The sequence below is a fragment of the Paraburkholderia dipogonis genome (assembly GCF_046027395.1).
GTDB classification, from domain to species: domain Bacteria; phylum Pseudomonadota; class Gammaproteobacteria; order Burkholderiales; family Burkholderiaceae; genus Paraburkholderia; species Paraburkholderia dipogonis_A.
In genome coordinates, this window is the sequence record NZ_JAQQEG010000028.1 from 90,230 (window position 1) to 112,530 (window position 22,301).

Below are 22,301 nucleotides of genomic sequence, written 5' to 3' on the forward strand. Positions count from 1 at the left end.
AGGGTTGGACTGAGAGTCGTGCGCCCGGTTATGCCTTTTCGCATTACAAATGGTTTCCAATGGCACACAGCATAGCTGAGCCGCCGGACGGCGCAAATAATAAAAACGGGAAAATGCAGCGCCCGATTGTCACAAGTCTATTTAGCGGAACGGCGCGTATGCGCCGGACTCGGCATGAAACAGGGCGGCGCGCGGTTTTTTAAAGTCCCGGCGCGTTCGGTCGTCTACTATCTACTCACGCGCCGACGCGGCATCCACCTCGCCGCGCAGTCCAGAATCCCCCGTCGTCATTCGTCGCGCGTCAGGAGCGCCTGCCATGAATATCGACTTTCATTATGGTGTCGTCTATATTGCCGCCCGCGTGGCTGGCATGCCGGCCGGCGACGCGATCACCGTGGCGCACGCCTGCCAATATGTGGACGATGCGACGACCGCGGGCATCTTGCGCTTCAAGGGCGGCGAGACGTTCGAACGCTTTGCCACCGCCCACAAGTTATTCGACTACGCCACCACCGAGGACGACAAGAACCGGCTGGTGTGGACGCCCTTTCATTTTCTGCCGGCGGCCGTTGGCTCGACGTTGCACGAAAAAGCCGTGTGCCGGCCGGATAGCGCGGTGGCGCGCGAGGTGGTGCGGCGCGCGATCCTGCGCCGCGACACCGAGACAGGACTGCATCGGTTGGGCGTGACGCTTCACACCTATGTCGATACATGGGCGCATCAGGGGTTCGCCGGCATCGAAAGTCCGTGGAATCGGGTTCATCTGCTGGAGGCTCAGGACTGCACGCGCAAAGGCTGGTTCGCCAAACTCAGACTCGCGAGCGAGCACCTGATCGAACACATCGAGGAGGATGTGCTGACCGTTGCGCTGCCCGTCGGTCATGGCGCTGCCTTGCACTATCCTGACCAGCCGTGGGCTAAATGGCATTACATCGATGGTAGAAATGAGTTCGTCCAACGACACAACCTGCCGGAATTCGTGCAAGCGGCCGAGATGGCGTGCCGCGCGGTGCGCGCCTATCTGGCGGGGCGGCAAGATTTCGAGAATTTGCCCGGCATGCCCGACGATGTGAGAGACGTGCTCACGAACCTGCTTAATACGAACCGGCTGGAGGACGACAATGATCGCTTGCGGCACATTTGCCGCGTCGTGAAGGCCGGCGGTATTCCGGGTTTGAAAGAGTCGATTCCGGAGTATGTGCCTAAAGGTCCCGGCTCCTGGAAGTTCCTGGCCACCGGTTTGAAGTTCGACGACGACACCGGAGACAAGCCGGTATGGACGGACGCCTTTGAAAAAAGCGATTACCGCCTATTTCACGACGCGGTCAAGCAGCACCGCTTCGTGACCACGCAGGAGATCCTGCCGACGCACGGATTGCGAATTGCCTGAACGGGGCGCCGGCGCCCCGAACCTGGTTATTCAATTCTGGCTTGCTGACGTTGCGCGGCCTGTTCTTCCGCATGCTTTTTGGCCATGTGCCGCCCTACCAGACAGCCGCCGACCGCGCCGACCACTGCGTGGTGTCCGGCATAGTGTCCCGCCACCCCGCCTACGACGGCTCCCTTCATGCAGCCGGCCGCGTTCGCCGTGCCGAGCGCTGCTGAAGTGAGTGCGACCGCCGCGAGGGCGGTTCTGACGTAACCCGCTTTCATCTGAAAAGTACCGTTCAATTGAGGTGTTCCAACGTGGCGCTATTCGGCGTCATTTCAATAGCCGCCCCAGTGCCGTTCACGCCATTCGTGTTCGCGCCAATGCTCACGGCGCCATTCGCGTTCCCGCCATTCACGGCGCTCGCGCCACTCGCGTGCGCGCCAGTCGCCGTAACCGCCGTAGGCAACCGGGACCGCAGCCGGACCGCGCGCGACATAGACGGGCGGCGGCGCTGCAACCACGCCGACTGGAATGCCGACTCCGACAGCCACATCCACGTGCGCCGAGGCTGCCGACGATGCCGCCAGCACTGCCAGTCCCAATACCGCGCCGATGATCTTCTGGTTCATTTGTTTTCTCCTTGCATATCGAAGTGCGATGCTTCCGATTGGCTCAGGTTCGCCCTTGGGGGCTTTCCAGAGCTTTGCGTCGAGTTACGGTTCGGAGTGTAGAAGGGCGGTCCGGACACAGGTGAAACAGCGCTGCGAGATTGGTAACGCGGGGTTACGGAGGTTCCGGCTAGCGCATTGCATCTCGGGAAAGCTGGATTTCGTGGCCGGCAAAAAGTGTTTTGATAAAAACTGACCGGCGCAAACGCACTCAAACAATAAAAATGTACTGCCGTCCTTTGAATCTTCGAATGCTTGCCTATAGTAGAAGCGACTAATGCCGCGATGCACAGCGGCTGCCTTTTCTTGATGCGTGTGACGGGGAAACGAAAATGACACCATCGAATGCTGCAATCTATCAGTCCCGGGCGTCGACGCCGGAGTCGTTGCGAACGCTTGCCGGCTATCTCGAACTGGCGCTCGACGAAGGCGAAAGCGTGGTCCTGATGCGAGCCGGCACGCATGTGCGCAGTGTTTATGTCGGTGACCCGTCCGGCGCATTGGAGGCATTGACCGGGCACGGTGTGGTGGCCGCCTTTCAGGCTGACGAGATGCTGTCGTTGACCCGGATGGGCCTGAACCGCATTACCGCGGATGACCAGCAGTACCGTTTCATGCGCAGTGTGCGGTACATCGCCGACCGTCAGGCCGTCGTGTTTACGCCGATGTGATCGGCAGCCCAACAATTGGAAAGACAATAGAAGAGAGGGGGGAGTGGCAAAGGAAAAGACAGAAAAAGTGTGGCGACGGAGTAAAGAACCCAAAAAGTTCGTACTCCACCGGATGCATGATCGACTCCGACTCGTGTTTTTATAACCACGCCGATCTGCCTTTCTCGCGTCATTCGTGGCATAGTTCGATCGATTACCACATAAGGAGCAATCAAATGCCCACGTTAGAGCAAATCCAAGCAAAGCTTAAAAAGCTTCAGGCGCAAGCTGACGTCCTTATTGCCAGGAAAGCGCAAGTCGCTGTCGACCAGATTCGTGACCTGATGCTCAAACATGGCCTGACTACTGCGGATATCGAAGCCCAGGCAAAAGCCCGGCGCGCCGCGAGAGGCCTGAATGGCAATGGCAAGGCGAAAGCCGTCAGCTCCGGTAAGGCAATAGCAAAGTACCGCGACCATAAAACCGGCGCGACCTGGACGGGCCATGGCCGCGCGCCGGGTTGGATTGCCGGCGTGAAAGATCGCGCACAGTTCCTGGTCGAAGGCGCGAGCGAATTGAAGTCGGCGGCCAAGGCTGCTGTCACCCATGCGAAAGGCAGCAAAGGTCAGCCGAAAGGCGCGCAACCGCCCAAGTACATCAACCCGAAAACCGGCGCGACCTGGAGCGGCCGCGGCCCGGCGCCGGCATGGCTCGCCACGGTCAAGGACCGCACCAGGTTCCTGATCGATAGCGCTTCGGCAACGGTGGCGGATGCCGGTCACAAAGCCGCAAAGAAGGCCGGCAAAGTGAAGTCGGCGGCAACTAGCGGCGTAGTAAGCAAGAAAGCCGCAGCCCGAAAAGTCGTCGCAAAGAAAGCAGGCGCGGCCAAAAAGACGGTTGCAAAGAAAGCCACCGCGGCCACCAGGAAAGTAGCGGCAAAGAAAGGCGCTGCAAAGCCGGCCGCGAAGAAGAGCGCCGCGACCAAAGCAGCCAGGAAAGCACCTGTGCGCAAGACCGCAACCAGAAAAGCCGTCGCGACGACTGTCGCGGCTACGCCGCAAGCCGCGCCGGCGTCAGCCGGCGCATGAGCGCAACCGAGTCGTGAAGTAGATGACCAGTACGCTTGAATCACCCCAGCAGGAAGACCAGGTCGTCCTGCTGGACTCCGTTCCTCATCCGGCGGAAGATACCGCCGAACCTTTCATCGTCGCGAGTGACCGCCGGGTCATTCTCTCTTATCCGATTGCGGAATCCGACTTTGAACGGTTCGGACCATTCGATCCCGACGACGATCCCTTTTGCGCGGTGCTATTTCCGGACACGGTATTTCATCGCCTGGGTCCGCCCGGCGACGGCGATCTCGAGATTCATCCACTCGCCGCGCACGGTCTCACCGGCTACTCGGTTCATGAAGTCCTGAATTCGTCGCTTGCCGCCGAGCTTGCGGCGGCCGCATCGACAGAACCCGCGCTGCGCCATTTCGTCATCACGTTTCAGGAGTCCACATTCGAATGCGTAGCGTCGGACTACACGGTGGTCGGTGTCTATGGCGCGGGTGAAATAGCCAGCCGGGAAGCGTTCTCGCTGGTCAGGTAATGCGTTTGACTAGCAAGGTGCGGGCCTGCAACGGGCACGCGCAATGCGTCCTGCGTTCGTCGTAAAAGCCGGGGCCGAGGCCCGGAGTCTTCGTCAAACCGCAGGACGCGCATGCGACGCGTCCCGCCGATTAGCATCGAGGCCACGCATGCTGACGATTCCCATTACCGCCTTCGTCACGCTCGTCATCATCTTGGTGATTGCCAATTTATCGAGCGGCGAGAAGAAGATCGAACATAAGATCGAACGCCTTTATGCGAGCGACGATCCGCAATTCCTTCGCTCAATGGGGTTGCTGCTCGGGCCGCCAGTCATCTCGGGCAATCGCTTCGAAATGCTGCTCAACGGCGACCGCATTTTTCCATCGATGCTGGAAGGCATCCGTTCCGCACGTCACACCATCACGTTTGAAACCTTCATCTATTGGTCCGGCGAGATTGGCGAGCAGATTGCGCAGGCACTCGCGGATAAAGCGCGCGAAGGCATCGCGGTACACGTGCTGCTCGACTGGGTCGGCTCGTCGAAAATGGACAAGCACTATTTGAATCTGCTTCGCGATGCCGGCGCGGAAGTGATTCAGTATCACAAGCCCCATTGGACCGGCCTTGGCCGCATGAACGATCGCACGCACCGCAAACTGCTGGTGATCGACGGGCATATCGGCTTTACGGGTGGTGTCGGTATTGCGCCGGAGTGGACCGGCCACGCGCAGAATGAAAAACATTGGCGCGATACGCATTTCCGCGTGGCGGGTCCGGTAGTCGGCCATATGCAGGCCGTATTCATGGACAACTGGGTCAAGGCAACGGGCAATGTGCTGCACGGTCCCGGCTATTTTCCCGATGTCGAGTCAATGGGCGATGGCCTCGCGCATATGTTCAGCAGTTCGCCCTCGGGCGGCAGCGACGACATGCAGTTAATGTATCTGATGGCGATCACGGCGGCCACGCACTCCATTCATCTGGCGAGTGCCTATTTCGTTCCCGACAAGCTGACTATCAACGCAATCGTAGAGGCGGCGAAACGCGGCGTGAAAGTGCAGATCATCATGCCCGGAAAACGGATCGACACGCATACCGTGCGGGAAGCATCGCGTGCGTGCTGGGGCGACCTGCTCAGAGCGGGCGTGGAAATGTACGAGTATCAGCCGACCATGTTTCACTGCAAATTGCTGGTGGTGGACGAATACCTGGTGTCGGTCGGCTCGACCAATTTCGATAACCGTTCGTTCAAGCTCAACGACGAAGCGAATCTGAACATCTACGACCGTGACTTCGCGAAGCAGCAAACCGCCGTTTTCGCCGACGATATAAAGAAGTCACAGCAGATCACGCTCGAAGCATGGATGCATCGGCCCTTTACGGAAAAGCTGATCGAAAAGTTCGTGCCGCTGCTGGATACGCAACTCTGACGAATCTTTTGATTAGTGACCGGTGCCAGAGAGATAGGCTTCGGTATTCGATAGGGAAGAGGGCACGCTGCTCTCCGCTCCTATAGCGGCTAGCGGTGTGGCGAGAAGCGCTTTGGCACGGTGATATGCACGAGCGAATCCGCGCAATTCCTGAGTTACCGGACGGTCATCCAGTCGGCGTCGCAAAAGCGCCTGCTCAATACTGCGGTCGATCAGCACGAGCTGGCTGTCGATAGAGTCGAGACACAACTGGCGACAGCGTGCGGAAGTACTGGCCACGGACAATAGCGCCGGCACGATCGAGATCGTCAGAAAGCCGCCCGGCGGAATGCGCGCCAATGCGGTGGGCGAGTCGAACAGGTCTTTGCGCAGCGATTCGAATAGAGCACGGCCCCCCACTTCACGTTCTCTTTCGAGCGCGCGGCGGCGACGCGCCCAAGCGCCGCCGATCATGCCAAGGCGAAGAGAAGGGCGCTGCGATCGTTCTGTTGTCGTTGTTGTGCTGACCGGATTATGTCGGGTCGCCGATGGTAGCAATGACGCCAAACGCCCAAAGTTTGATTTCTGCGTTGCTATGTTCGATTGCCGATATAGGCGTTGCGGCGTGATACCGGATATCACGTATGCGCTGCTATCGCCTGTCGGCTTATCAGGCTAGTTGCCCGGATCGAGCACTGGCTTGTCCGGGTCCGCAAGCGTTCTATAGGGGAGTTGTGGGGCACGCGGATTATTGGTCGTGTCGTCGATTACACGCTCGACGTCCGCGGTTTTTGCGAGTTCGGTGAGGAAGGCCTGCTTGTCGAAACCCGGTGCGACACAACCTTCGACGTAGATGAAACGGCGTTGCAGCGTTAGCCAGAGCGTCGACTGTTCGCGCCAGTGCGTGGCGAAATTGATGCTGGTGAGGCGCCGCTGCACGGCGTCGGCCATTTCCACGTCGTACAGATAGGCGTTCGACAAACGGCAGCGGCCTTCCACCCAGCAACTATTGCCGCGTTCGATCCGGTAATGGCTGTCGTCGAGCCATTCCTGCCCGGTTTCGAGTGGACCCAAAGGCACCGGACAGTCGCTGATCGCTTTGGAGATCTGAAAGAACGGATCGTGGCCGCGATTGATTCGGATCGTTTCGGCGTGTGCATAAGTGGCGGCGAAACAGATCAGCAGACTTGCTAGCCGCAATGGGAATGAACGTTTCATCCTCATCAGCTCCAGATGTCGGGCGTTGAGTAGATCAGACGGAACGACGGCAGTGGTTTGAGTGGATGCAGTGCTGATTATGCGGAGATCGCTGACTCGCGTCAGCCAGGTCTTCACCGACTCGTGCGCCGGTTCTCGACCGCGAACTTGATCAACTCGGCCTGACCTTCAATATCGAGCTTGCGCTTCAGATTCAGCCGATGCGTTTCCACCGTCCGCACGGAGAGGTCGTTGCGTTGAGCGATCTGCTTGCTCGACAGGCCCTCCGCGAGCGCGTCGAGAATGTCGCGCTCGCGCGGCGTCAGCCGTTCGACGGGCGACTGCGTCGCCGAAGCCTGAATCAGACGCGCGCCCAGTCCCGCACTGAAAAACTGTCTACCTTCGAGCACCGCGCCGATCGCCTGGATGATTTCCGTCGAGGGCGAGTCCTTGAGCACGTAGCCGCTCGCGCCTGCGCGCACCGCCTGGGTCACGTACTCGAGATTGTCGTGCATCGACAGCATGAGAACGCGAATCGCCGGGAAGCGCTCGTGAAACATACCGGCCAGCGTGATGCCGTTCATTCCGTTCATGCCGACATCCATTAGCACGAGATGGGGTTCCGCGCTCGCGGCGAGGGCGAGCGCTTCCTGCGCATTGCCCGCTTCGCCGACCACTTCGAGGTTGCGCACCGCTTCGAGCCGCGCGCGCAAACCGTCGCGCACGAGCGGATGATCGTCGACGAGAATCAGACGGGCGATAGCGGGTGAGGCGTCGTTCATGGTCAGGTTTCCTGCAAGGCCGGCAATGTCGGCTCGGTCGATCCCAGCGGCACGCGTGCGGTGACGAGCGTGTGGCCGGCCTGTGAACTGAGCGAGAGCGTGCCGCCCAGCGCTTCGAGCCGTTCGCGCATATTGCGCAGACCCACCCCCGAGCGCCGGCCGACGAACGCATGCGTCACGTCGAAGCCGCGTCCGTTGTCCGCGATGTTCAGGGTGACGGCGTCGTTCGATACTTCCAGCGCGAGCGCCGCGCTCGTCGCCTGCGCGTGGCGCACGATATTCGTCAGCGCTTCCTGGGCGATCCGGAACAGCACGGTATTGACCGCGTCAGGCAAAGCCGCCGCGTGAGTGTGGGCGATCTGCGTGAAGCCGATTTCGATGCCTGACTGCTCGCTGAGTTCGCGCGAGAGTTGCTCGAGCGCGGCCGCCACGCCGAGATCGTCGAGCATCGACGGACGCAGCGCGTGAGAAATGCGCCGCACTTCGCGCAAGGTATCGCCAAGCCGCGTGAGGCTGGTGGCCAGCGCGGCCTCTGCCGCGGGCACGCGCACTTCGCTGCGCTCGAAGCGCGCCAGCGCGGATTCGAGCAGCAGCTTTACGGAGACCATCATCTGGCTGATGCCGTCGTGCAATTCACGCGACAGGCGCGCCCGTTCGTTTTCCTGCGACTCGACCACCTGCTGCGCAAGCCGCTTCAGTTTGGCGTCCGCGCTGCGATATTCGGTGACGTTGAGCACGAGCGCGCACAGCGCGATCACGGCGAGTCCGGCCACGGCGATCGCGTCGATCCATTTCATCGTACGATCGATGTTGGCGGCCGCGCCCTCGTCGATATGCGCGAGCGTGCTATCCACGTCGTCGAGATAAATGCCGGTGCCGATCATCCAGCCCCAGCGCTCCAGCGGCACCACGTAGCCGAGTTTCGATGCCACCTTGCCCGTCGACGGACGATGCCACAGGTAGCGTACATAGCCGCCGCCGCGCGAGGCCGCGGCGAGTAGTTGCTGGATCGTCAGCGTGCCTTCGCGGTCACGCATTTCCCACAGGTCGCGCCCCACGAGGTCGGGCTCGCGCGGATGCATCAACGAACGGCCGTGCATGTCGTAGACGAAGAAATAGCCGTCCTTGCCGAAGTCCATTTTCTCCAGCACGTCGAGCGCGCGCGTGCGCAGCGTCGCGTCGTCGCGCGCATTGTCCTGGCCGGCGTTATAGAGCGGCGCGATCGCGGTGGTGGCGAGCTCGACGTAATGCTTGAGCTCGATCTCCTTGCTTGCCATATAGGCGGCCTGGGTGGTCGCGTGCTGCGTCTCGGCGAGCGCCGTGGCTTCCTGGCGCACACCGATTTCGATGCTCGCGATGGCAGCCAGAAAGGGCACGATCGCCAGCAGGACAATCTTGGCTTTGAGTTTCATCGTTGAAAAGACGGCCGACCGGCTACGTAGTATTACGTAGCCGGCTTACGTAGTTGCGCGCTTGTGAGGACGCTCACGAAGGCGAATACTACATCCCCGCGGCGTAGTGCGCCTTGAGGGCGTTTGCGCAGCGCGAGGAGCGCATTCCGGTTTTGCCGACTAATATCACGTAACCGGTTTCCGCGTGCCGGGCCACAAGCCCCGGTGCGCGGTGTCGATAATAGACTTAGGAGATGATTGTGGAGACCTCCCAACCTGCCGGCCGTTCATGGCTATGGCTGATCCTGCTGATCCCGTACATTGCATTGCTGTGGCTGCCGTTCTATAACGACACGCGTCCGTCGTTCGCCGGCTTTCCGTTCTTCTATTGGTATCAGTTCTTGTGGGTGCCGTTGACCTCGCTACTGATTTACGTCGTGTACCGAGGTGTCAAATGAACGATCTGAATCCTGTGAATCCGGTTGCGATGACCGTCTTTATCGCATTCTTCGTTCTCGTCACCGTGATCGGCTTCTTTGCCGCGCGCTGGAAACGGGGCGACCTGACGCAATTGCACGAGTGGGGCCTCGGCGGCCGCCAGTTCGGCACGGTCATTTCGTGGTTCCTCGTGGGCGGCGACTTCTATACAGCCTATACGGTGATCGCGGTGCCCGCGCTGGTCTATTCGGTCGGTGCGTATGGCTTCTTTGCGTTGCCGTACACGATCATCGTCTATCCGTTCGTGTTTGCGGTGATGCCGAAACTGTGGAAGATCGCTCAGGCGAAAAACCACATCACGGCAGCGGACTACGTGCAGGGCGAATACGGCGGCAAGTGGTTTCCGGCGGCCGTCGCGATCACCGGCATTATCGCGACCATGCCGTACATCGCGCTGCAACTGGTGGGCATGCAGGTCGTGATCAAGGGGCTCGGCGTGACGGGCGAAATGCCGCTGATCGTCGCCTTCGTGATTCTCGCGCTCTATACGTATGCAAGCGGCCTGCGCGCGCCGGCGATGATCGCGTTCGTCAAGGACATCATGATCTACATCGTGGTGATCGCGGCGATCTGGCTGATTCCGGCCAAGCTCGGCGGCTACGCGCATGTGTTCGACGCGGCCGATACGTATTTCAAGGCCAAGGGCGGCGCGACCGGCATCATTCTGAAGCCGACGCAATTCACCGCCTATGCATCGCTGGCTTTGGGCTCAGCGCTGGCGGCGTTCATGTATCCGCATACGATGACGGCAGTGCTGTCGTCCTCGTCGGCGCAAACCGTGCGCAAGAATGCGATCTTCCTGCCGGCGTACACGCTGCTGCTGGGTCTGATTGCGTTGCTCGGCTATATGGCGATCGCGGCCGGCGTGCATGTGAAGTCGGCTTCGGACATGGTGCCGGCGCTGTTCAACACGCTGTTCCCGTCGTGGTTCGTCGGCTTCGCGGCGGCGGCGATTGCGATCAGCGCGCTGGTGCCTGCGGCGATCATGTCGATCGGCGCGGCCAATCTGTTCACGCGCAACCTGTGGCGTCCGCTCGTTTCGCCGAATATCTCGCCAGAAGGCGAGGCTTCCACGGCGAAGATCGTCTCGCTCGTCGTGAAGTTCGGCGCGCTGCTGTTCATCGTGTTCCTGCCGACGCAATACGCGATCGATCTGCAATTGCTGGGCGGCGTGTGGATCCTGCAGATTTTCCCGGCAATCGTGTTCTCGTTGTACACGCGTCGTTTGAACACGCCGGGCCTGTTCCTTGGCTGGCTGGTCGGGATCGTGCTCGGAACGAGTCTCGCGATCTCGCAAGGCCTCAAGCCGGTGTTCGCCCTGCATCTCGGCGATGCGGTCTACCCGGTGTATATCGGCCTGATCGCGCTGGTGGCCAATATCGTCGTGAGTTTCGTCGTGTCGGTTCTGTCGCCGCGCAGGGTGGCGGCTGCGGCCTAAGCGATCGATGTCGAGGTAAACGAACGCCGCGGAGCTTGTTTGTCCGCGGCGTTTTTTATTGTGGCTCGAAGCGCGACCCGCGCCGTCAGAACCGCTCCACGTTGAACGGCTGTGGGTCCACCACCGTTTTTTCGCCAGTGATCATCTCGGCGATCAGACGTCCGGTTATTGGCCCCAAGGTCAGCCCGTGATGCGCATGGCCGAACGCGAACCACAAGCCCGGGTGTTTTTTCGCGGGCCCGATGATCGGCATCATGTCCGATGTACAGGGACGTCGGCCCATCCAGGGTTCGTCATCGAGACGCTTGCCCAAGGGAAACAGCGTGCGGGCAACCGGTTCGACCGCCGCGAGTTGCGTCGGTGTCCTGGGCGCGTCGAGGTCCGCGATTTCCGCGCCCGTCGTCAAGCGGATGCCGCGTGCCATCGGCGCCAGCACGTAGCCGCCTTCCGCGTCGAGCACCGGATGATTCAGACGGGCCGTCCCCTGCGGCTCGTAGTGCATGTGATATCCGCGTTTGACCGCGAGGGGCAGGCGGTAACCCAATCGCGTACTCGCGCGGTCCGACCACGGCCCCAACGCCACGACCGCGGACGAGGCAGAGATCGTTCCCGCTTCCGTATCGACCTGCCAGCCGTCGCGCAGCGTGTCCGCATCGCCGATAAAAAACCGTCCGCCGAGCGCTTCGAAATACCTGGCGTAAGCGGTGACGAGCGCGTTCGGGTCGCTCACGGAATCGGACGCCGGATAGCGCAGGCCGCCCAGTAGCGTCTTGTCGAGATCGGGCTCCATCCGTTGCAGGCGAGCGGCGTCGAGCGCCTCGAACTCGACGTCGTATTCACGATGCCACTGTTCGGCAAGGCGCATTTCCGCGTCGCGAGCCGCGGCGGTGCGGAACACCTTCATCCAGCCGATCGGGCGCAACAGAGCGCTTGCGCCGGCATCGGTAGCGAGCGCCCGGTGCTCGCTCACGCAATGCTCGATCAGCGTCGCGTACGACTTTGCAATGGCGGCGTGCCGCGCCGGATGAGAGTTGCGCCAGTATTGCCACAGGAACGGCGCTGTCTTGAGGATCGCATCGGGATGGTAGCGAACGTCCGCCGACTGGTTGCGCGCGTAGCGCAGCAACGTGCCGAGTCCACGAGGAAACGCGTAAGGATAAACGCCTTCGCGCTGGATCAGCCCGGCGTTGCCGAACGAGGTCTCGTTGCCGGGCAGCTTGCGATCGACCAGCGCGACCTGGCGCCCACGTTTCTGCAAATGCACGGCAACGCATACGCCGACAATGCCCGCCCCGAGCACAACGGTATCGAATTTCATTCTACTTATAGGCCTCGCTTGAAGTCGCTTTGTTCGAAGAGTTCCGCAATCCAGTCGACAAATGTTCGGGTCGCGCCGCTTGCATTCCGGCCGTGCGGATAAACGATCGAAACAGGCACGGCCGACGATCGCACACTGGCGAGGACTTCTTTCAGACGTCCTGATTTCAGATACGGCAGCGCGACGAACTCCGAGAGCTGAATCAGTCCCAATCCTTCCAGGCCGCATTGCAGATAGGCCTCTGTTTCGTTGACCGAGAAGCGGCTTGGCATGGTCATCGTGAGATCTTCGTCTTGCACGTGGAACCGCCACTCGAGCGGCCTTCCTGTCGCGTTTGAGATGTAATTGATCGCACGGTGATCGTTGAGCGCGCTCACGCTTTCGGGCTCGCCATATTCTTTCAAATATCGCGGCGACGCGCACGTGATCCAGCTCAGTTCTCCGAGCCGCCGTGCAATCAGGCTCGAATCGGCCAGTTCGCCGGTGCGGATTACGCAATCGATGCCGTCGTAGATCAGGTCCGCGGGCCGGTCGCTCAGACCGAGCACGAGTTCGATGCCGGGAAAGCGTTGCTCGAATTCGCGGAGCCGCGGCAACACCATCGCGCGCCCAATCACGCCCGGCATGTCCGCGCGGACACGTCCACGCGGGGTCGCTGCGTCGGCGGACAACTCGCTTTCCACGCGCGCGATCTCCGCGAGAATCGCCCGGCAGGACGCGTAGTACCGCTCGCCCGCATCGGTCAGGCTGAGCGTGCGTGTGCTGCGCCGAAGCAGGGCCGCGCCCAGCTCATGCTCCAGATTCTTGATCATCGTGGTCACCGACGAACGAGGCAGCGAAAGCGTCTCCGCGGCCTTGCTGAAGCTCTGAGCCTCGACGATGCGCATGAAAATCGTCATCGCTTGAAGTTTGTCCATGAGCGGGGCACCTGTCCAGGTTCGCGCGGCGCCGTCCACGGGCGCGTTGCAGCGGGCGTTCATCTTACATGGAGTCGTTCGCTTATCCGGCTTGAGCCGGTGGGTTCGACGCGGGCGCTTTCTCAATTCCGTGAGGGCGAACAATGGCGGCGACTTGCGCACCTAGACTCCAGATCGTCCGGTTGACGTCTGCGTGAAGCTACTACGCAGCAGCGTGTTACCGGTGACCGCGGATCGCACGAGCGAACGCCACGTGATCCATTCCTGAACTTCGAAAAGGTCCTACACATGTCGCACACTCAATCCATTCTCGTCCTCGGCGCCGGTGAACTCGGCATCGCCGTATTGCGCAGTCTTGCGCGACGGGCCGTATCGACGCCGGGCGTCTCGGTCGCGGTTCTCCTGCGGCCATTAACCCTGCAATCGAGCGATGCCGCCAAGCAGAAGGATGTCGCCGAACTGCGCGCGCTCTCCATCGAGCTTGTGCCGGGCGACTTGGCCGCGCAGTCCGAGGCGTCGCTTGCCGCGCTGTTCCGGCGCTTCGATACGGTGATCTCCTGCACCGGGTTTGTCGGCGGCAAAGGCGTGCAGTTGAAGATTGCCCGTGCCGTGCTCGCGGCTGGCGTCTCGCGTTATTTCCCGTGGCAGTTCGGCGTGGACTACGACGTGATCGGCCGGGGCAGCGCGCAGGACTTGTTCGACGAACAGCTCGACGTACGCGACCTGCTGCGCGCGCAAGACAGGACCGAATGGGTGATCGTGTCGACCGGCATGTTCACGAGTTTCCTGTTCGAACCGTCCTTCGGCGTGGTGGATCTGGAGCAGAACACGGTTCACGCGCTCGGCAGTTGGGACAACGCGGTGACGGTCACCACGGCCGATGACATCGGCAGGCTGACCGTGGAGATCGTGTTCGCCGAACCGCGCATCGCGGACGAGGTCGTGTTCGTCGCCGGTGACACGGTGACTTATCGCCAGGTGGCGGATGCCGTCGACGCGATGTTCGGGCGCAAGGCTCGCCGCGTCGAATGGAGCGTGCCGCAATTGCAAGGCGAACTGGCCGAGGAGCACGACAGCTCGATCAGGAAGTACCGCGTGGTGTTCGCGGCAGGCGAGGGCGTGTCATGGGACATGGATCGCACGTTCAACGCGCGGCGCGGCATGGCGGTTTGCAGCATGGAGCATTGGATGCGCGAAAATCTTCTGACGAACAAGGGCGTGTCGCTTCAGTAAGTGCGCGGTCGGCGGAGCAGCGAGCCGGAGCAGCGAGCCGGAGCAGCGAGCCGGAGCAGCGAGCCGGAGCAGCGAGCCGGAGCAGACGGCCGAAGAAGGCCGAAGCAGAAGGCCGAAGCAGCAAGCCGAAGCGCAACGCCGAAGAAGGCCAAAGCAGCAGGCCGAATCACCAAGCCGGCAGGGCCGCCGAGCACAACGCCGGTCAAGAAAATGCGCCTCGCGCACGATCCGCGGATCGACTTGCAGCCGCCCAGGCGCCGACAGCGTGTAAACTGGCGACTTTTTTGTCTCCGGTGGTATGTTGCAAGCCCCCCAGCGCACCGCCCTCAGCGGCCCGGCGCTCATTCGCTTACTGGCACGCCTCGCGGATGTCGATGTCCCCGAATCCAGGCAATCGCTCTCGGACCGGCTCAGCCAATGGCTCGGCTGGACCGACGCCATTGCGCTGTCCTCGGCACTGAGCGGCAATCCGCCCGCCGTCGCCGCCGGCGCGCGAAGCTTCGGCAGCGCCGAAGAGTCGGAGTACGTGCGCGCGCGCAGTTCGCTGGCGAAGACCATCACGGGCGATAGCGTGTTCGCGGCCGACAGGCGGCGCGGGCCCGCGCATGGGTCCGCACAGGCGTCGTCGCAGAATGCGCCCGCGGAGCCGGCGGCCGATTACGCGGTTTTCCGTCAACGCTATCTCTCCATCCAGCAGTCGATGGAAATGGCGATCGGCAACCTGCGCGGCCGTCTGCGGGGCATGCTGGCCACCAGAACGCCCGCCATGGCGCGGCTCGCGGTGGTGGACGCGGTGATGGAGCGCGCGTTGGGGGAGCGCGAGCGCACGCTGCTGGCTGGCGTGCCTGTGCTGCTCGCCGGCCACTTCGAGCGTCTGCGCGCGGCCGAGCAGGCGACGCTGGCCGCCGCCGAGGCCGCGGACGACCTCGGAAGCGATGCGGCAAGCAACGCAGCGGCGCTCCCTCCCGGCGCATGGCTGAACGTGTTCCGCAAGGACATGCAAAGCGTGTTGCTTGCCGAACTGGATGTTCGTTTACAACCGGTCGAAGGGTTGCTCGCCGCCCTTCGCGCCAGCTAACTGGGACACTATGTCCAGATATCGTATTGATCTCGTTGTGTTTTTGGCCGGTCTGGCCGCTGTGTGCTGGATCGCCGCCGGCTACCTCGGTTCGAACCCGCTGGCGCTGGCCGTCACCTTATTGATCGGCGTGTGCTATCTGGCGGGCGCGCTCGAATTGCACCGCTACAACGAGGCCACGGCCACGCTGACGCACGCGGTCGCCGGGCTGTCCGGGCCGCCGCCGAGCCTCGGCGCATGGCTCGAACCTTTGCATCCGAGCTTGCGCAACGCGGCGCGCCTGCGCGTCGAGGGCGAGCGGGTGGCCTTGCCGGGTCCGGCGCTGACGCCTTACCTGGTCGGCTTGCTGGTGCTGCTAGGCATGCTCGGCACGCTGCTCGGCATGGTGGTGACCTTGCGCGGCACCGGCATGGCGCTGGAAAGCGCGACCGACCTGCAGGCGATCCGCGCTTCGCTCGCCGCGCCGGTCAAGGGCTTGGGCTTTGCGTTTGGCACCTCGATTGCGGGCGTGGCGACTTCCGCGATGCTGGGGCTGCTGTCCGCGCTGTGCCGGCGCGAGCGCCTGCAGGCAGCGCAGATGCTCGACGTGAAGATCGCGACGACCCTGCGCATCTACTCGCAGAGCCATCAGCGCGAAGAGGCCTTCAGGCTTTTGCAACGTCAGGCTGAAGTGATGCCCACGCTGGTCGACCGGCTGCAGACGATGATGTCAGCCATCGAGCAACAAAGCCTTGCGTTGAACGAGCGGCAGATCGCCAGCCAGGAGGCCTTCCACGGCAGGGCCGAGGCCGCTTATGCGCGCCTCGCCAGTTCGGTCGAGCAGTCGTTGAAGGAGAGCGTGGCGGACAGCACGCGCGCCGCCGGCGCGGCGCTGCAGCCGGTCATGGAAGCCACGATGGCCGGCCTCGCGCGCGAGACGACGGCCTTGCACGACACCGTCACGCACGCCGTGCAGCGGCAACTGGACGGGCTGACGAGCGGCTTCGAGACGAGCACGACGACCGTCGCGGATATCTGGAACAAGGCATTGGCGGGACATCAGCGTTCGAGCGAGGAACTGGCGCAGCATCTGCGCGCCGCACTGGATCGCTTCACCGACACGTTCGAGCAACGCTCGGCCGGTCTGCTGGATGGCGTTTCCGCGCGGCTGGACAGCACGGCGGGTAACGTCTCGCAGGCCTGGAACGAAGCGCTGTCGCGTCAGGAGAGCGTCGGCGAGAAGCTCGCGGCGAGCAACCAGCAGGCAATGGCGGCGGCCGCCGCGACTTTCGAGCAGCACGCGGCGTCCCTGCTGCGCGGCGTCGGACAGTCGCACGCGGACTTGCAGACCGCGCTGGCTTCGAAGGATGAACAGCGGCTCGCGGTTTGGACCGAAGCGCTTGGTGCGATGGCGACGACGTTGAGCAAGGAGTGGGAGCAGTCGGGCGCGCAAACCGCGAGCCGTCAGCAGGAAATCTGCGAGACGCTGGCGCAAACGGCGCGTGATATTTCGGCTCAAACGCAGGCGCACGCCCGCAACACGATTGCCGAAATCGACCGGCTGGTCGAGGCTGCGGCGGAAGCGCCGAAGGCCGCGGCGAATCTGCAGGCCGAATTGGCCTCGCGGGATCAGCAGCGGTTGGCAGCCTGGACCGAGACGCTCGGCACGATGGCAGCGACGTTGAGCAAGGAGTGGGAGCAGTCGGGCGCGCAAACCGCGAGCCGTCAGCAGGAAATCTGCGAGACGCTGGCGCAAACGGCGCGTGATATTTCGGCCCAAACGCAGGCGCACGCCAGCAACACGATTGCCGAAATCGAGCGGCTCGTGCAGGCCGCGGCGGAAGCGCCGAGGGCCGCGGCGAACCTGCAGGCGGAATTGGCCTCGCGGGATCAGCAGCGTCTGGCAGCCTGGACCGAAGCGCTCGGCGCGATGGCCACGACGTTGAGCCAGGAGTGGGAACAAGCGGGCGCACGCACCGCCAGCCGTCAGCAGGAAATCTGCGAGACGCTGGCGCAAACCGCGCGCGACATCTCGGCCCAGACGCAGGCCCACGCCAGCGACACGATCGCCGAGATCGGCCAACTCGTGCAAGCGGCCTCGGAAGCGCCCAAGGCCGCGGCCGAAGTCGTCGCCGAACTGCGCCAGAAACTCTCCGACAGCATGGTCCGCGACACCGCGATGCTGCAGGAGCGCAGCCGCCTGCTGGAAACGCTGGAAACCCTGCTCGACGCCGTCAATCACGCATCCACCGAGCAGCGCACGGCGGTCGATGCGCTCGTTGCCACGTCGGCGGATTTGCTGGAGCGCGTGGGCACGCGCTTCACCGACAAGATCGAACTCGAGACCGGCAAGCTGGGCTCGGTCGCCGCGCAAGTCACGGGCAGCGCCGTCGAAGTGGCGAGTCTCGGCGAAGCGTTCGGCGCCGCCGTACAAGTGTTCGGCGAGTCGAACGACAAGCTGGTGACGCATCTGCAGCGTATCGAAACCGCGCTCGACAAATCCCTCGCGCGCAGCGACGAACAGCTTGCGTACTACGTCGCGCAGGCGCGGGAAGTCATCGACCTGAGCGTGATGTCGCAGAAGCAGATCGTCGAAGACCTGCAGCAGCTCGCCGGCCGGCGCGCGTCAGCGGGAGCTGAAGCGGCATGAGCGAGGACATCGACGGCGGCGTGGAGCAGGTCGCGCCGATCTGGCCGGTTTTCGGCGACCTGATGTCGGTGCTGCTGGGCGCCTTCGTGCTGATCCTCGTGGGCGTGATCGGCGTGCAACTGGAGCTGTCGAGCAAGCTGGAGCAGGAGGTCAAGCAGCGTCAACTGGAAACGCAGCGCCGCAAGACGCTCGAGCAGGCGCTCGCGGGCCCGCTCGCGGCCGGGCGCGTGACGCTGGTGAATGGGCGCATCGGCATCAGCGGCAATGTGCTGTTCGCGTTGAACTCGGATCAGTTGCAGCCGCAAGGCCGGGATCTGCTGAGGAGTCTGGCCGGGCCGCTGTCCGCGTATCTCGGCGCCAATGACGAAATCCTGATGGTGAGCGGCTTTACCGACGACCAACGCCTGCGCGAAGGCAATCGCCGTTTCGCCGACAACTGGGAATTGTCGGCGCAGCGCGCGTTGACGGTGACGCGCGCGCTGATCGACGACGGCGTGCCCGCGTCGTCGCTGTTTGCGGCTGCGTTCGGTTCAGGGCAACCCGTGAGTTCGAATGCCGACGAGCAGGGACGCGCCAAAAACCGTCGCGTGGAAATAGCGCCGGTGCCGCGGCCATCGACTGCAACGGTGAAGCCTCGTGAGTAACGGCGGTGATAACGATCCGGCAAGCGGAGCCCGTGCGACGCTCGACGCGTGGCGCGAGCGCGGCGCCGATCGCCTGGATCCTGTTCGCTTCCATTTCATCGAGGCGCTCGAGCGGCGCGCGGCCAGCCATAGCGGCGAAGCGCGGCGGATTCTGGACGAGAGGCTAGCCGGTCTGCTGGACGCGTATGCCGGGCATATCGAACGCGCGGCATCTCCGGCCCACGACGCCGGTGTCCGCGCTGCGAACGAGCCCGCGCATGCAACGCTGAAGAGCCTTGTCGACTACATCGCGAGTCAGGACCATGTGGCCGCGGCGACCGGTTTGCCACGCGCCGCTTCCTATCCCGAACTGCCCGCGCTCGATTACTTCAGGGAAGTCTGGTCGAAGGTCCGCACGGAGAAGCAGATGCGGCAGTCGCTGGAGCAGGTGCCTGGAAACGCCGGCCCGCTCAACTCGAGCAGCCTCGTGCACCGGGCGCTCTCGCTCATGCGCGAAGTTTCGCCGGGCTACCTCAAACAGTTTCTGTCCTACGTCGACGCCTTGTCGTGGATGGAGCAGCTAAACGGCGGCGCCGCGCCCACCGGTAAAGACGCGCCTCGCGCCGGCAACGCCAGCAAGAGCGTTCGCGGCAAAGCACGCTAGTGCGATTTGCGCCGGAACGTTCCCGGCGCTTCTTCCCTCATGGCTGACGGCGCTCAGTCGAAATCGAATACGTCGAAAATCGAGCGCTTTTTCTTCTGCGTCCGATAGTCCGTTCGACGATCGTCGTAGCCACGGTGGCTATCGTACGAATGATCCCGCTCCCGATGGCTATCGCGGCTCGCACGCGGCGCGGGCGGTGCGTCGGTACCCGCGGCGTCCTGCGCAATCAGCTTGTCGAGTTCCCCTCGATCGAGCCACACACCCCGGCAGTCCGGGCAGTAGTCGACTTCGATCGAGCGGCGCTCGGTCATCAGCAGGTCGGTGGTCTTGCAAACGGGGCATTTCATAGTGTCGCTCCTCAAGAGTAGAAAGACATCGAATGCTGGACCGGGCGTGCCGCCCGATCCGGAAACAAACCATCACACGCTATCGATCACGGCCCGATGCTGAGTGCGCTTCGATTTCGCGCGCCGCACCAACATGTTCATCGCCTCGACGAAGGCGGAGAACGCCATCGCCACGTAGATGTAGGCCTTAGGCACGTGTGAGCCGAAACCTTCCGCAATCAGCGTCATGCCGATCACGAGCAGAAAGCTGAGCGCGAGCGTGACGATGGTCGGATTGCGGTCGATAAAGCGTGACAGCGGGCGCGCTGCGAACAGCATTGCCAGGACCGCGCTGATCACCGCGATGAACATGATCGGCATGTGTTCGGTCATGCCGACCGCCGTGATGATGCTGTCGACCGAGAACACCATATCGAGCACCAGGATCTGGCCAATCGCGGCCGCCACGGTCAACTGGACGGTGCTGCCCGCCTTGCTGCGTTCCTCTTCCGCATGGACCACGTGATGGTGAATCTCACGCGTGGCCTTCCAGACGAGGAACAGTCCACCGCCGAGCAGAATCAGGTCGCGCCACGAAAACGCGTGGCCGAACAGCGTGATGGCAGGCGCGGTCAACTGCGCGATCCACGCAACCGTGCCGAGCAGGCCGAGCCGCATGACGAGCGCGAGCATGATGCCGATGCGCTGCGTGCGCGCACGTTGCGCTTCCGGCAGCTTGTTGCTGAGGATCGAAATGAAAATCAGGTTGTCGATGCCGAGCACGATTTCCATCACGACCAGCGTGAGCAGCGCGGCCCAGGCGGCGGGGTCGGCAACGAGTGTGAGCAGAGGATCCATGGTGTCCGTGGGCGAATGAATGCGGGTGATGTCGGATTAACGCCATGATCGCCTTCTCCTTGATTCGGATAAATCAGTGATACTCTGAGCGACGTATCGTTTTTTTCGAAGTGTCACGTCATGCTCAATTACCGTCATCTGTACTATTTCTGGATCGTTGTGAAAGAGGGCGGCTTTGCGCGCGCGGCCGAGCGGCTCGACATGGCGGTTCAGACCATCAGCGCGCAGGTGCGGGAACTGGAGAAATCGATCGGGCGCCAATTGCTGAAACCGGCGGGGCGCGGCGTCACGATGACGGAAGCCGGCGAGACGGCGTTCAATCGCGCGGAGCAGATTTTTCAGCTCGGCGAGGCGCTCCTCGACGAGATGCGCGAGGCCGGCGGGGAAGGTGTGGCGCGGCTCGCCGTCGGTCTTTCCGACGGCATTTCAAAGCTCGCGGCGCACGCGCTGCTGGCGCCGGTGCTTGGTACGCCGTCGCTCAGGCTCTTATGTCATGAGGGCGAGCACGCCGAGTTGATCTCGGAGCTCGCGCTGCATCGGCTCGATCTGGTGCTCGCTTGCCAGCCGGCGCCGCACAATGCTGATCTGCGTGTGTTGAGCCAGCGCCTTGCCGGTTCGCCGGTCGACTGGTACGGCCCGACGGAAATCGTGCGCAAATCCGCGCGCGCGGGCTTTCCGCAATGCCTCGCGGACGTGCCCGTGCTTCTGCCGACCCGCCACGCCACCTTGCGCGCGCGGCTCGACCGGTGGTTCGACGCACAGGGCATCCGGCCGCGCATCGTCGGCGAATTCGAGGACAGCGCGCTGATGGCGGTGTTCGCCGCGCGCGGTCTCGGCGTGTTTCCGCTCGCGGAACTCGGCGCGGAGGACCTGTCGCTGTTGCGGGGCCTGCGCTGGCTCGGCCGTGCGGATGGCGTGATCGAGGAGATTCACGCCATCCGCTCGCGTCGCGGCCAACATCATGGGCTCGCCTCTCAGGTGGTGGCCGGCGCGCGTTGATAACCGCGCATGACGCGCGACGGCAGCCCGTGACGGTTGGCGGCCGGCGTCAGATTCGGCCCCCACGCGTTCAGCATGGCGGCCAGCAGGGCGATTTCGCCGTCCGCCAGATAGTCGTCCGCGACCGCCACGGCGACACATAGGCGGATGACCTTGCGGCGCAACGCAGGATCGTCGATCTCGTCGATCAAGGTGGTGAGCATGGCCGGATCGAGACGACCCACCGGCGGCGCGAACGACGGATGCGCGACCGAATGGTCCTCGCACAGCGTTTGCACGATCTGCTCGAATTGCGTGGGCGCGAGACCGAGTTCGCCGGCGATATTCAATCGCTGCAGCACGCGCTCTTCCGAACTGCACACGTGACCGTCCGAAGTGAGGGCCAGCGCGACGATGCGTGCTGCGGCTTGCGGGCTGTTACGCGGATAGGTTCGCATGATTTTCCTTGCGTGGACGATGTCCGTAGTGAAGATGAGTTCCAGTCTGCGGTACGTTCAGGATCGGATAAACCTGCTAATTGCGAAGCGAAGGTTCGGAAAAGACGAAGCTCGGCGCGGCGATGCCGGCGGCTAGTTTGTAGCACTGCGTGAGTGCCACGGCACGTCCCGCGTCCGCGCTCGAACGTTTGCAGCGTTTGATTACATCGTGACGGCTTTCTATGTTGAAAGCTGCTC

General features: G+C 62.8%; 24 protein-coding genes. 13 read left to right on the forward strand and 11 right to left on the reverse strand.

Translation table 11 applies throughout. The features are described 5' to 3' along the window. The first annotated feature begins 316 nt into the window (after positions 1 to 316). On the forward strand, positions 317 to 1,390 hold the full coding sequence (locus PQR32_RS26950) for a DUF6765 family protein (protein ID WP_132377813.1): 1,074 nt from the start codon (positions 317 to 319) through the stop codon (positions 1,388 to 1,390). A gap of 26 nt (positions 1,391 to 1,416) precedes the next feature. Here the strand turns inward: PQR32_RS26950 and PQR32_RS26955 are convergent, their stop codons facing one another. Next, positions 1,417 to 1,653, reverse strand: coding sequence for a hypothetical protein (locus PQR32_RS26955; protein ID WP_408234124.1), 237 nt, complete (start codon positions 1,651 to 1,653; stop codon positions 1,417 to 1,419). 54 nt (positions 1,654 to 1,707) lie between these two features. Next, on the reverse strand, positions 1,708 to 2,001 hold the full coding sequence (locus PQR32_RS26960; protein WP_408234024.1) for a hypothetical protein: 294 nt from the start codon (positions 1,999 to 2,001) through the stop codon (positions 1,708 to 1,710). 371 nt (positions 2,002 to 2,372) lie between these two features. Between PQR32_RS26960 and PQR32_RS26965 the strand changes: the two genes are divergently transcribed. From PQR32_RS26965 to cls, 4 genes are all read left to right on the forward strand, one after another. Continuing rightward, a complete protein-coding gene (locus PQR32_RS26965; protein ID WP_408234027.1) occupies positions 2,373 to 2,711 on the forward strand; it encodes a hypothetical protein in 339 nt (112 codons plus the stop codon). 215 nt (positions 2,712 to 2,926) lie between these two features. Further along, the gene (locus tag PQR32_RS26970; RefSeq protein ID WP_408234127.1) at positions 2,927 to 3,778 is read left to right on the forward strand and encodes an H-NS family nucleoid-associated regulatory protein; all 852 of its coding nucleotides are present in this window, start codon (positions 2,927 to 2,929) and stop codon (positions 3,776 to 3,778) included. 22 nt (positions 3,779 to 3,800) lie between these two features. Further along, a complete protein-coding gene (locus PQR32_RS26975; RefSeq protein WP_408234030.1) occupies positions 3,801 to 4,286 on the forward strand; it encodes a hypothetical protein in 486 nt (161 codons plus the stop codon). A gap of 148 nt (positions 4,287 to 4,434) precedes the next feature. Next, positions 4,435 to 5,697, forward strand: a complete 1,263-nt coding sequence (gene cls / locus PQR32_RS26980) for a cardiolipin synthase (protein ID WP_408234033.1) — start codon at positions 4,435 to 4,437, stop codon at positions 5,695 to 5,697. Positions 5,698 to 5,709: 12 nt separating this feature from the next. Here the strand turns inward: cls and PQR32_RS26985 are convergent, their stop codons facing one another. From PQR32_RS26985 to PQR32_RS27000, 4 genes are all read right to left on the reverse strand, one after another. Beyond that, positions 5,710 to 6,318, reverse strand: coding sequence for a hypothetical protein (locus PQR32_RS26985; RefSeq protein WP_408234036.1), 609 nt, complete (start codon positions 6,316 to 6,318; stop codon positions 5,710 to 5,712). 33 nt (positions 6,319 to 6,351) lie between these two features. Continuing rightward, positions 6,352 to 6,894, reverse strand: a complete 543-nt coding sequence (locus PQR32_RS26990) for a hypothetical protein (protein ID WP_408234039.1) — start codon at positions 6,892 to 6,894, stop codon at positions 6,352 to 6,354. Between the two features lie 113 nt (positions 6,895 to 7,007). Continuing rightward, a complete protein-coding gene (locus PQR32_RS26995; protein ID WP_408234042.1) occupies positions 7,008 to 7,655 on the reverse strand; it encodes a response regulator in 648 nt (215 codons plus the stop codon). A 2-nt stretch (positions 7,656 to 7,657) separates the two neighbouring features. Continuing rightward, entirely contained in the window at positions 7,658 to 9,067 is a 1,410-nt protein-coding gene (locus PQR32_RS27000; protein WP_408234045.1) for a cache domain-containing protein, read from the reverse strand. A 239-nt stretch (positions 9,068 to 9,306) separates the two neighbouring features. Here PQR32_RS27000 and PQR32_RS27005 point away from each other — a divergent pair, with 239 nt between their 5' ends. Next, positions 9,307 to 9,504 (forward strand): DUF3311 domain-containing protein, encoded by a 198-nt coding sequence (locus tag PQR32_RS27005; RefSeq protein ID WP_007177944.1) that lies wholly within the window; start codon positions 9,307 to 9,309, stop codon positions 9,502 to 9,504. Further along, positions 9,501 to 10,982: a monocarboxylate uptake permease MctP gene (gene mctP / locus PQR32_RS27010; protein WP_408234049.1), complete on the forward strand. Its 1,482-nt coding sequence runs from the start codon at positions 9,501 to 9,503 to the stop codon at positions 10,980 to 10,982. Before PQR32_RS27005 ends, mctP begins: the two co-directional genes overlap by 4 nt. An 85-nt stretch (positions 10,983 to 11,067) precedes the next feature. On the opposite strand, the gene PQR32_RS27015 is transcribed toward mctP, so the two are convergent. Continuing rightward, complete coding sequence (locus PQR32_RS27015; RefSeq protein ID WP_408234052.1) at positions 11,068 to 12,300, reverse strand: NAD(P)/FAD-dependent oxidoreductase; 1,233 nt, start codon at positions 12,298 to 12,300, stop codon at positions 11,068 to 11,070. Positions 12,301 to 12,305: 5 nt separating this feature from the next. After that, positions 12,306 to 13,217, reverse strand: coding sequence for a LysR family transcriptional regulator (locus tag PQR32_RS27020; RefSeq protein WP_408234055.1), 912 nt, complete (start codon positions 13,215 to 13,217; stop codon positions 12,306 to 12,308). A 288-nt stretch (positions 13,218 to 13,505) separates the two neighbouring features. Between PQR32_RS27020 and PQR32_RS27025 the strand changes: the two genes are divergently transcribed. The 5 genes from PQR32_RS27025 (at position 13,506) to PQR32_RS27045 (ending at position 19,444) form a co-directional block, all read left to right on the forward strand. After that, a complete protein-coding gene (locus PQR32_RS27025) occupies positions 13,506 to 14,450 on the forward strand; it encodes an aromatic alcohol reductase (RefSeq protein ID WP_408234058.1) in 945 nt (314 codons plus the stop codon). Positions 14,451 to 14,748: 298 nt separating this feature from the next. Beyond that, a complete protein-coding gene (locus PQR32_RS27030; RefSeq protein WP_408234061.1) occupies positions 14,749 to 15,528 on the forward strand; it encodes a DUF3348 domain-containing protein in 780 nt (259 codons plus the stop codon). Positions 15,529 to 15,538: 10 nt separating this feature from the next. Beyond that, positions 15,539 to 18,157, forward strand: coding sequence for a DUF802 domain-containing protein (locus PQR32_RS27035; protein ID WP_408234064.1), 2,619 nt, complete (start codon positions 15,539 to 15,541; stop codon positions 18,155 to 18,157). Further along, positions 18,154 to 18,801 carry an OmpA family protein gene (locus PQR32_RS27040; RefSeq protein WP_408234067.1) on the forward strand — a complete coding sequence of 216 codons (648 nt, stop codon included), beginning with the start codon at positions 18,154 to 18,156 and terminating at the stop codon, positions 18,799 to 18,801. The genes PQR32_RS27035 and PQR32_RS27040 overlap by 4 nt, the downstream gene beginning before the upstream one ends. Beyond that, on the forward strand, positions 18,794 to 19,444 hold the full coding sequence (locus PQR32_RS27045; protein ID WP_408234070.1) for a DUF2894 domain-containing protein: 651 nt from the start codon (positions 18,794 to 18,796) through the stop codon (positions 19,442 to 19,444). The genes PQR32_RS27040 and PQR32_RS27045 overlap by 8 nt, the downstream gene beginning before the upstream one ends. Positions 19,445 to 19,497: 53 nt before the next feature. On the opposite strand, the gene PQR32_RS27050 is transcribed toward PQR32_RS27045, so the two are convergent. Together PQR32_RS27050 and PQR32_RS27055 are read right to left on the reverse strand one after the other, a co-directional pair. Further along, positions 19,498 to 19,791, reverse strand: coding sequence for a TFIIB-type zinc ribbon-containing protein (locus tag PQR32_RS27050; RefSeq protein ID WP_408234073.1), 294 nt, complete (start codon positions 19,789 to 19,791; stop codon positions 19,498 to 19,500). A gap of 72 nt (positions 19,792 to 19,863) precedes the next feature. Next, complete coding sequence (locus PQR32_RS27055) at positions 19,864 to 20,628, reverse strand: TerC family protein (RefSeq protein WP_408234076.1); 765 nt, start codon at positions 20,626 to 20,628, stop codon at positions 19,864 to 19,866. Between the two features lie 120 nt (positions 20,629 to 20,748). Here PQR32_RS27055 and PQR32_RS27060 point away from each other — a divergent pair, with 120 nt between their 5' ends. Further along, positions 20,749 to 21,627: a LysR family transcriptional regulator gene (locus PQR32_RS27060; protein WP_408234079.1), complete on the forward strand. Its 879-nt coding sequence runs from the start codon at positions 20,749 to 20,751 to the stop codon at positions 21,625 to 21,627. Here PQR32_RS27060 and PQR32_RS27065 read toward each other — a convergent pair. Next, entirely contained in the window at positions 21,603 to 22,064 is a 462-nt protein-coding gene (locus PQR32_RS27065) for a TerB family tellurite resistance protein (RefSeq protein ID WP_408234082.1), read from the reverse strand. The two genes, PQR32_RS27060 and PQR32_RS27065, sit on opposite strands and share 25 nt — an antisense overlap. Positions 22,065 to 22,301: the final 237 nt, after the last annotated feature.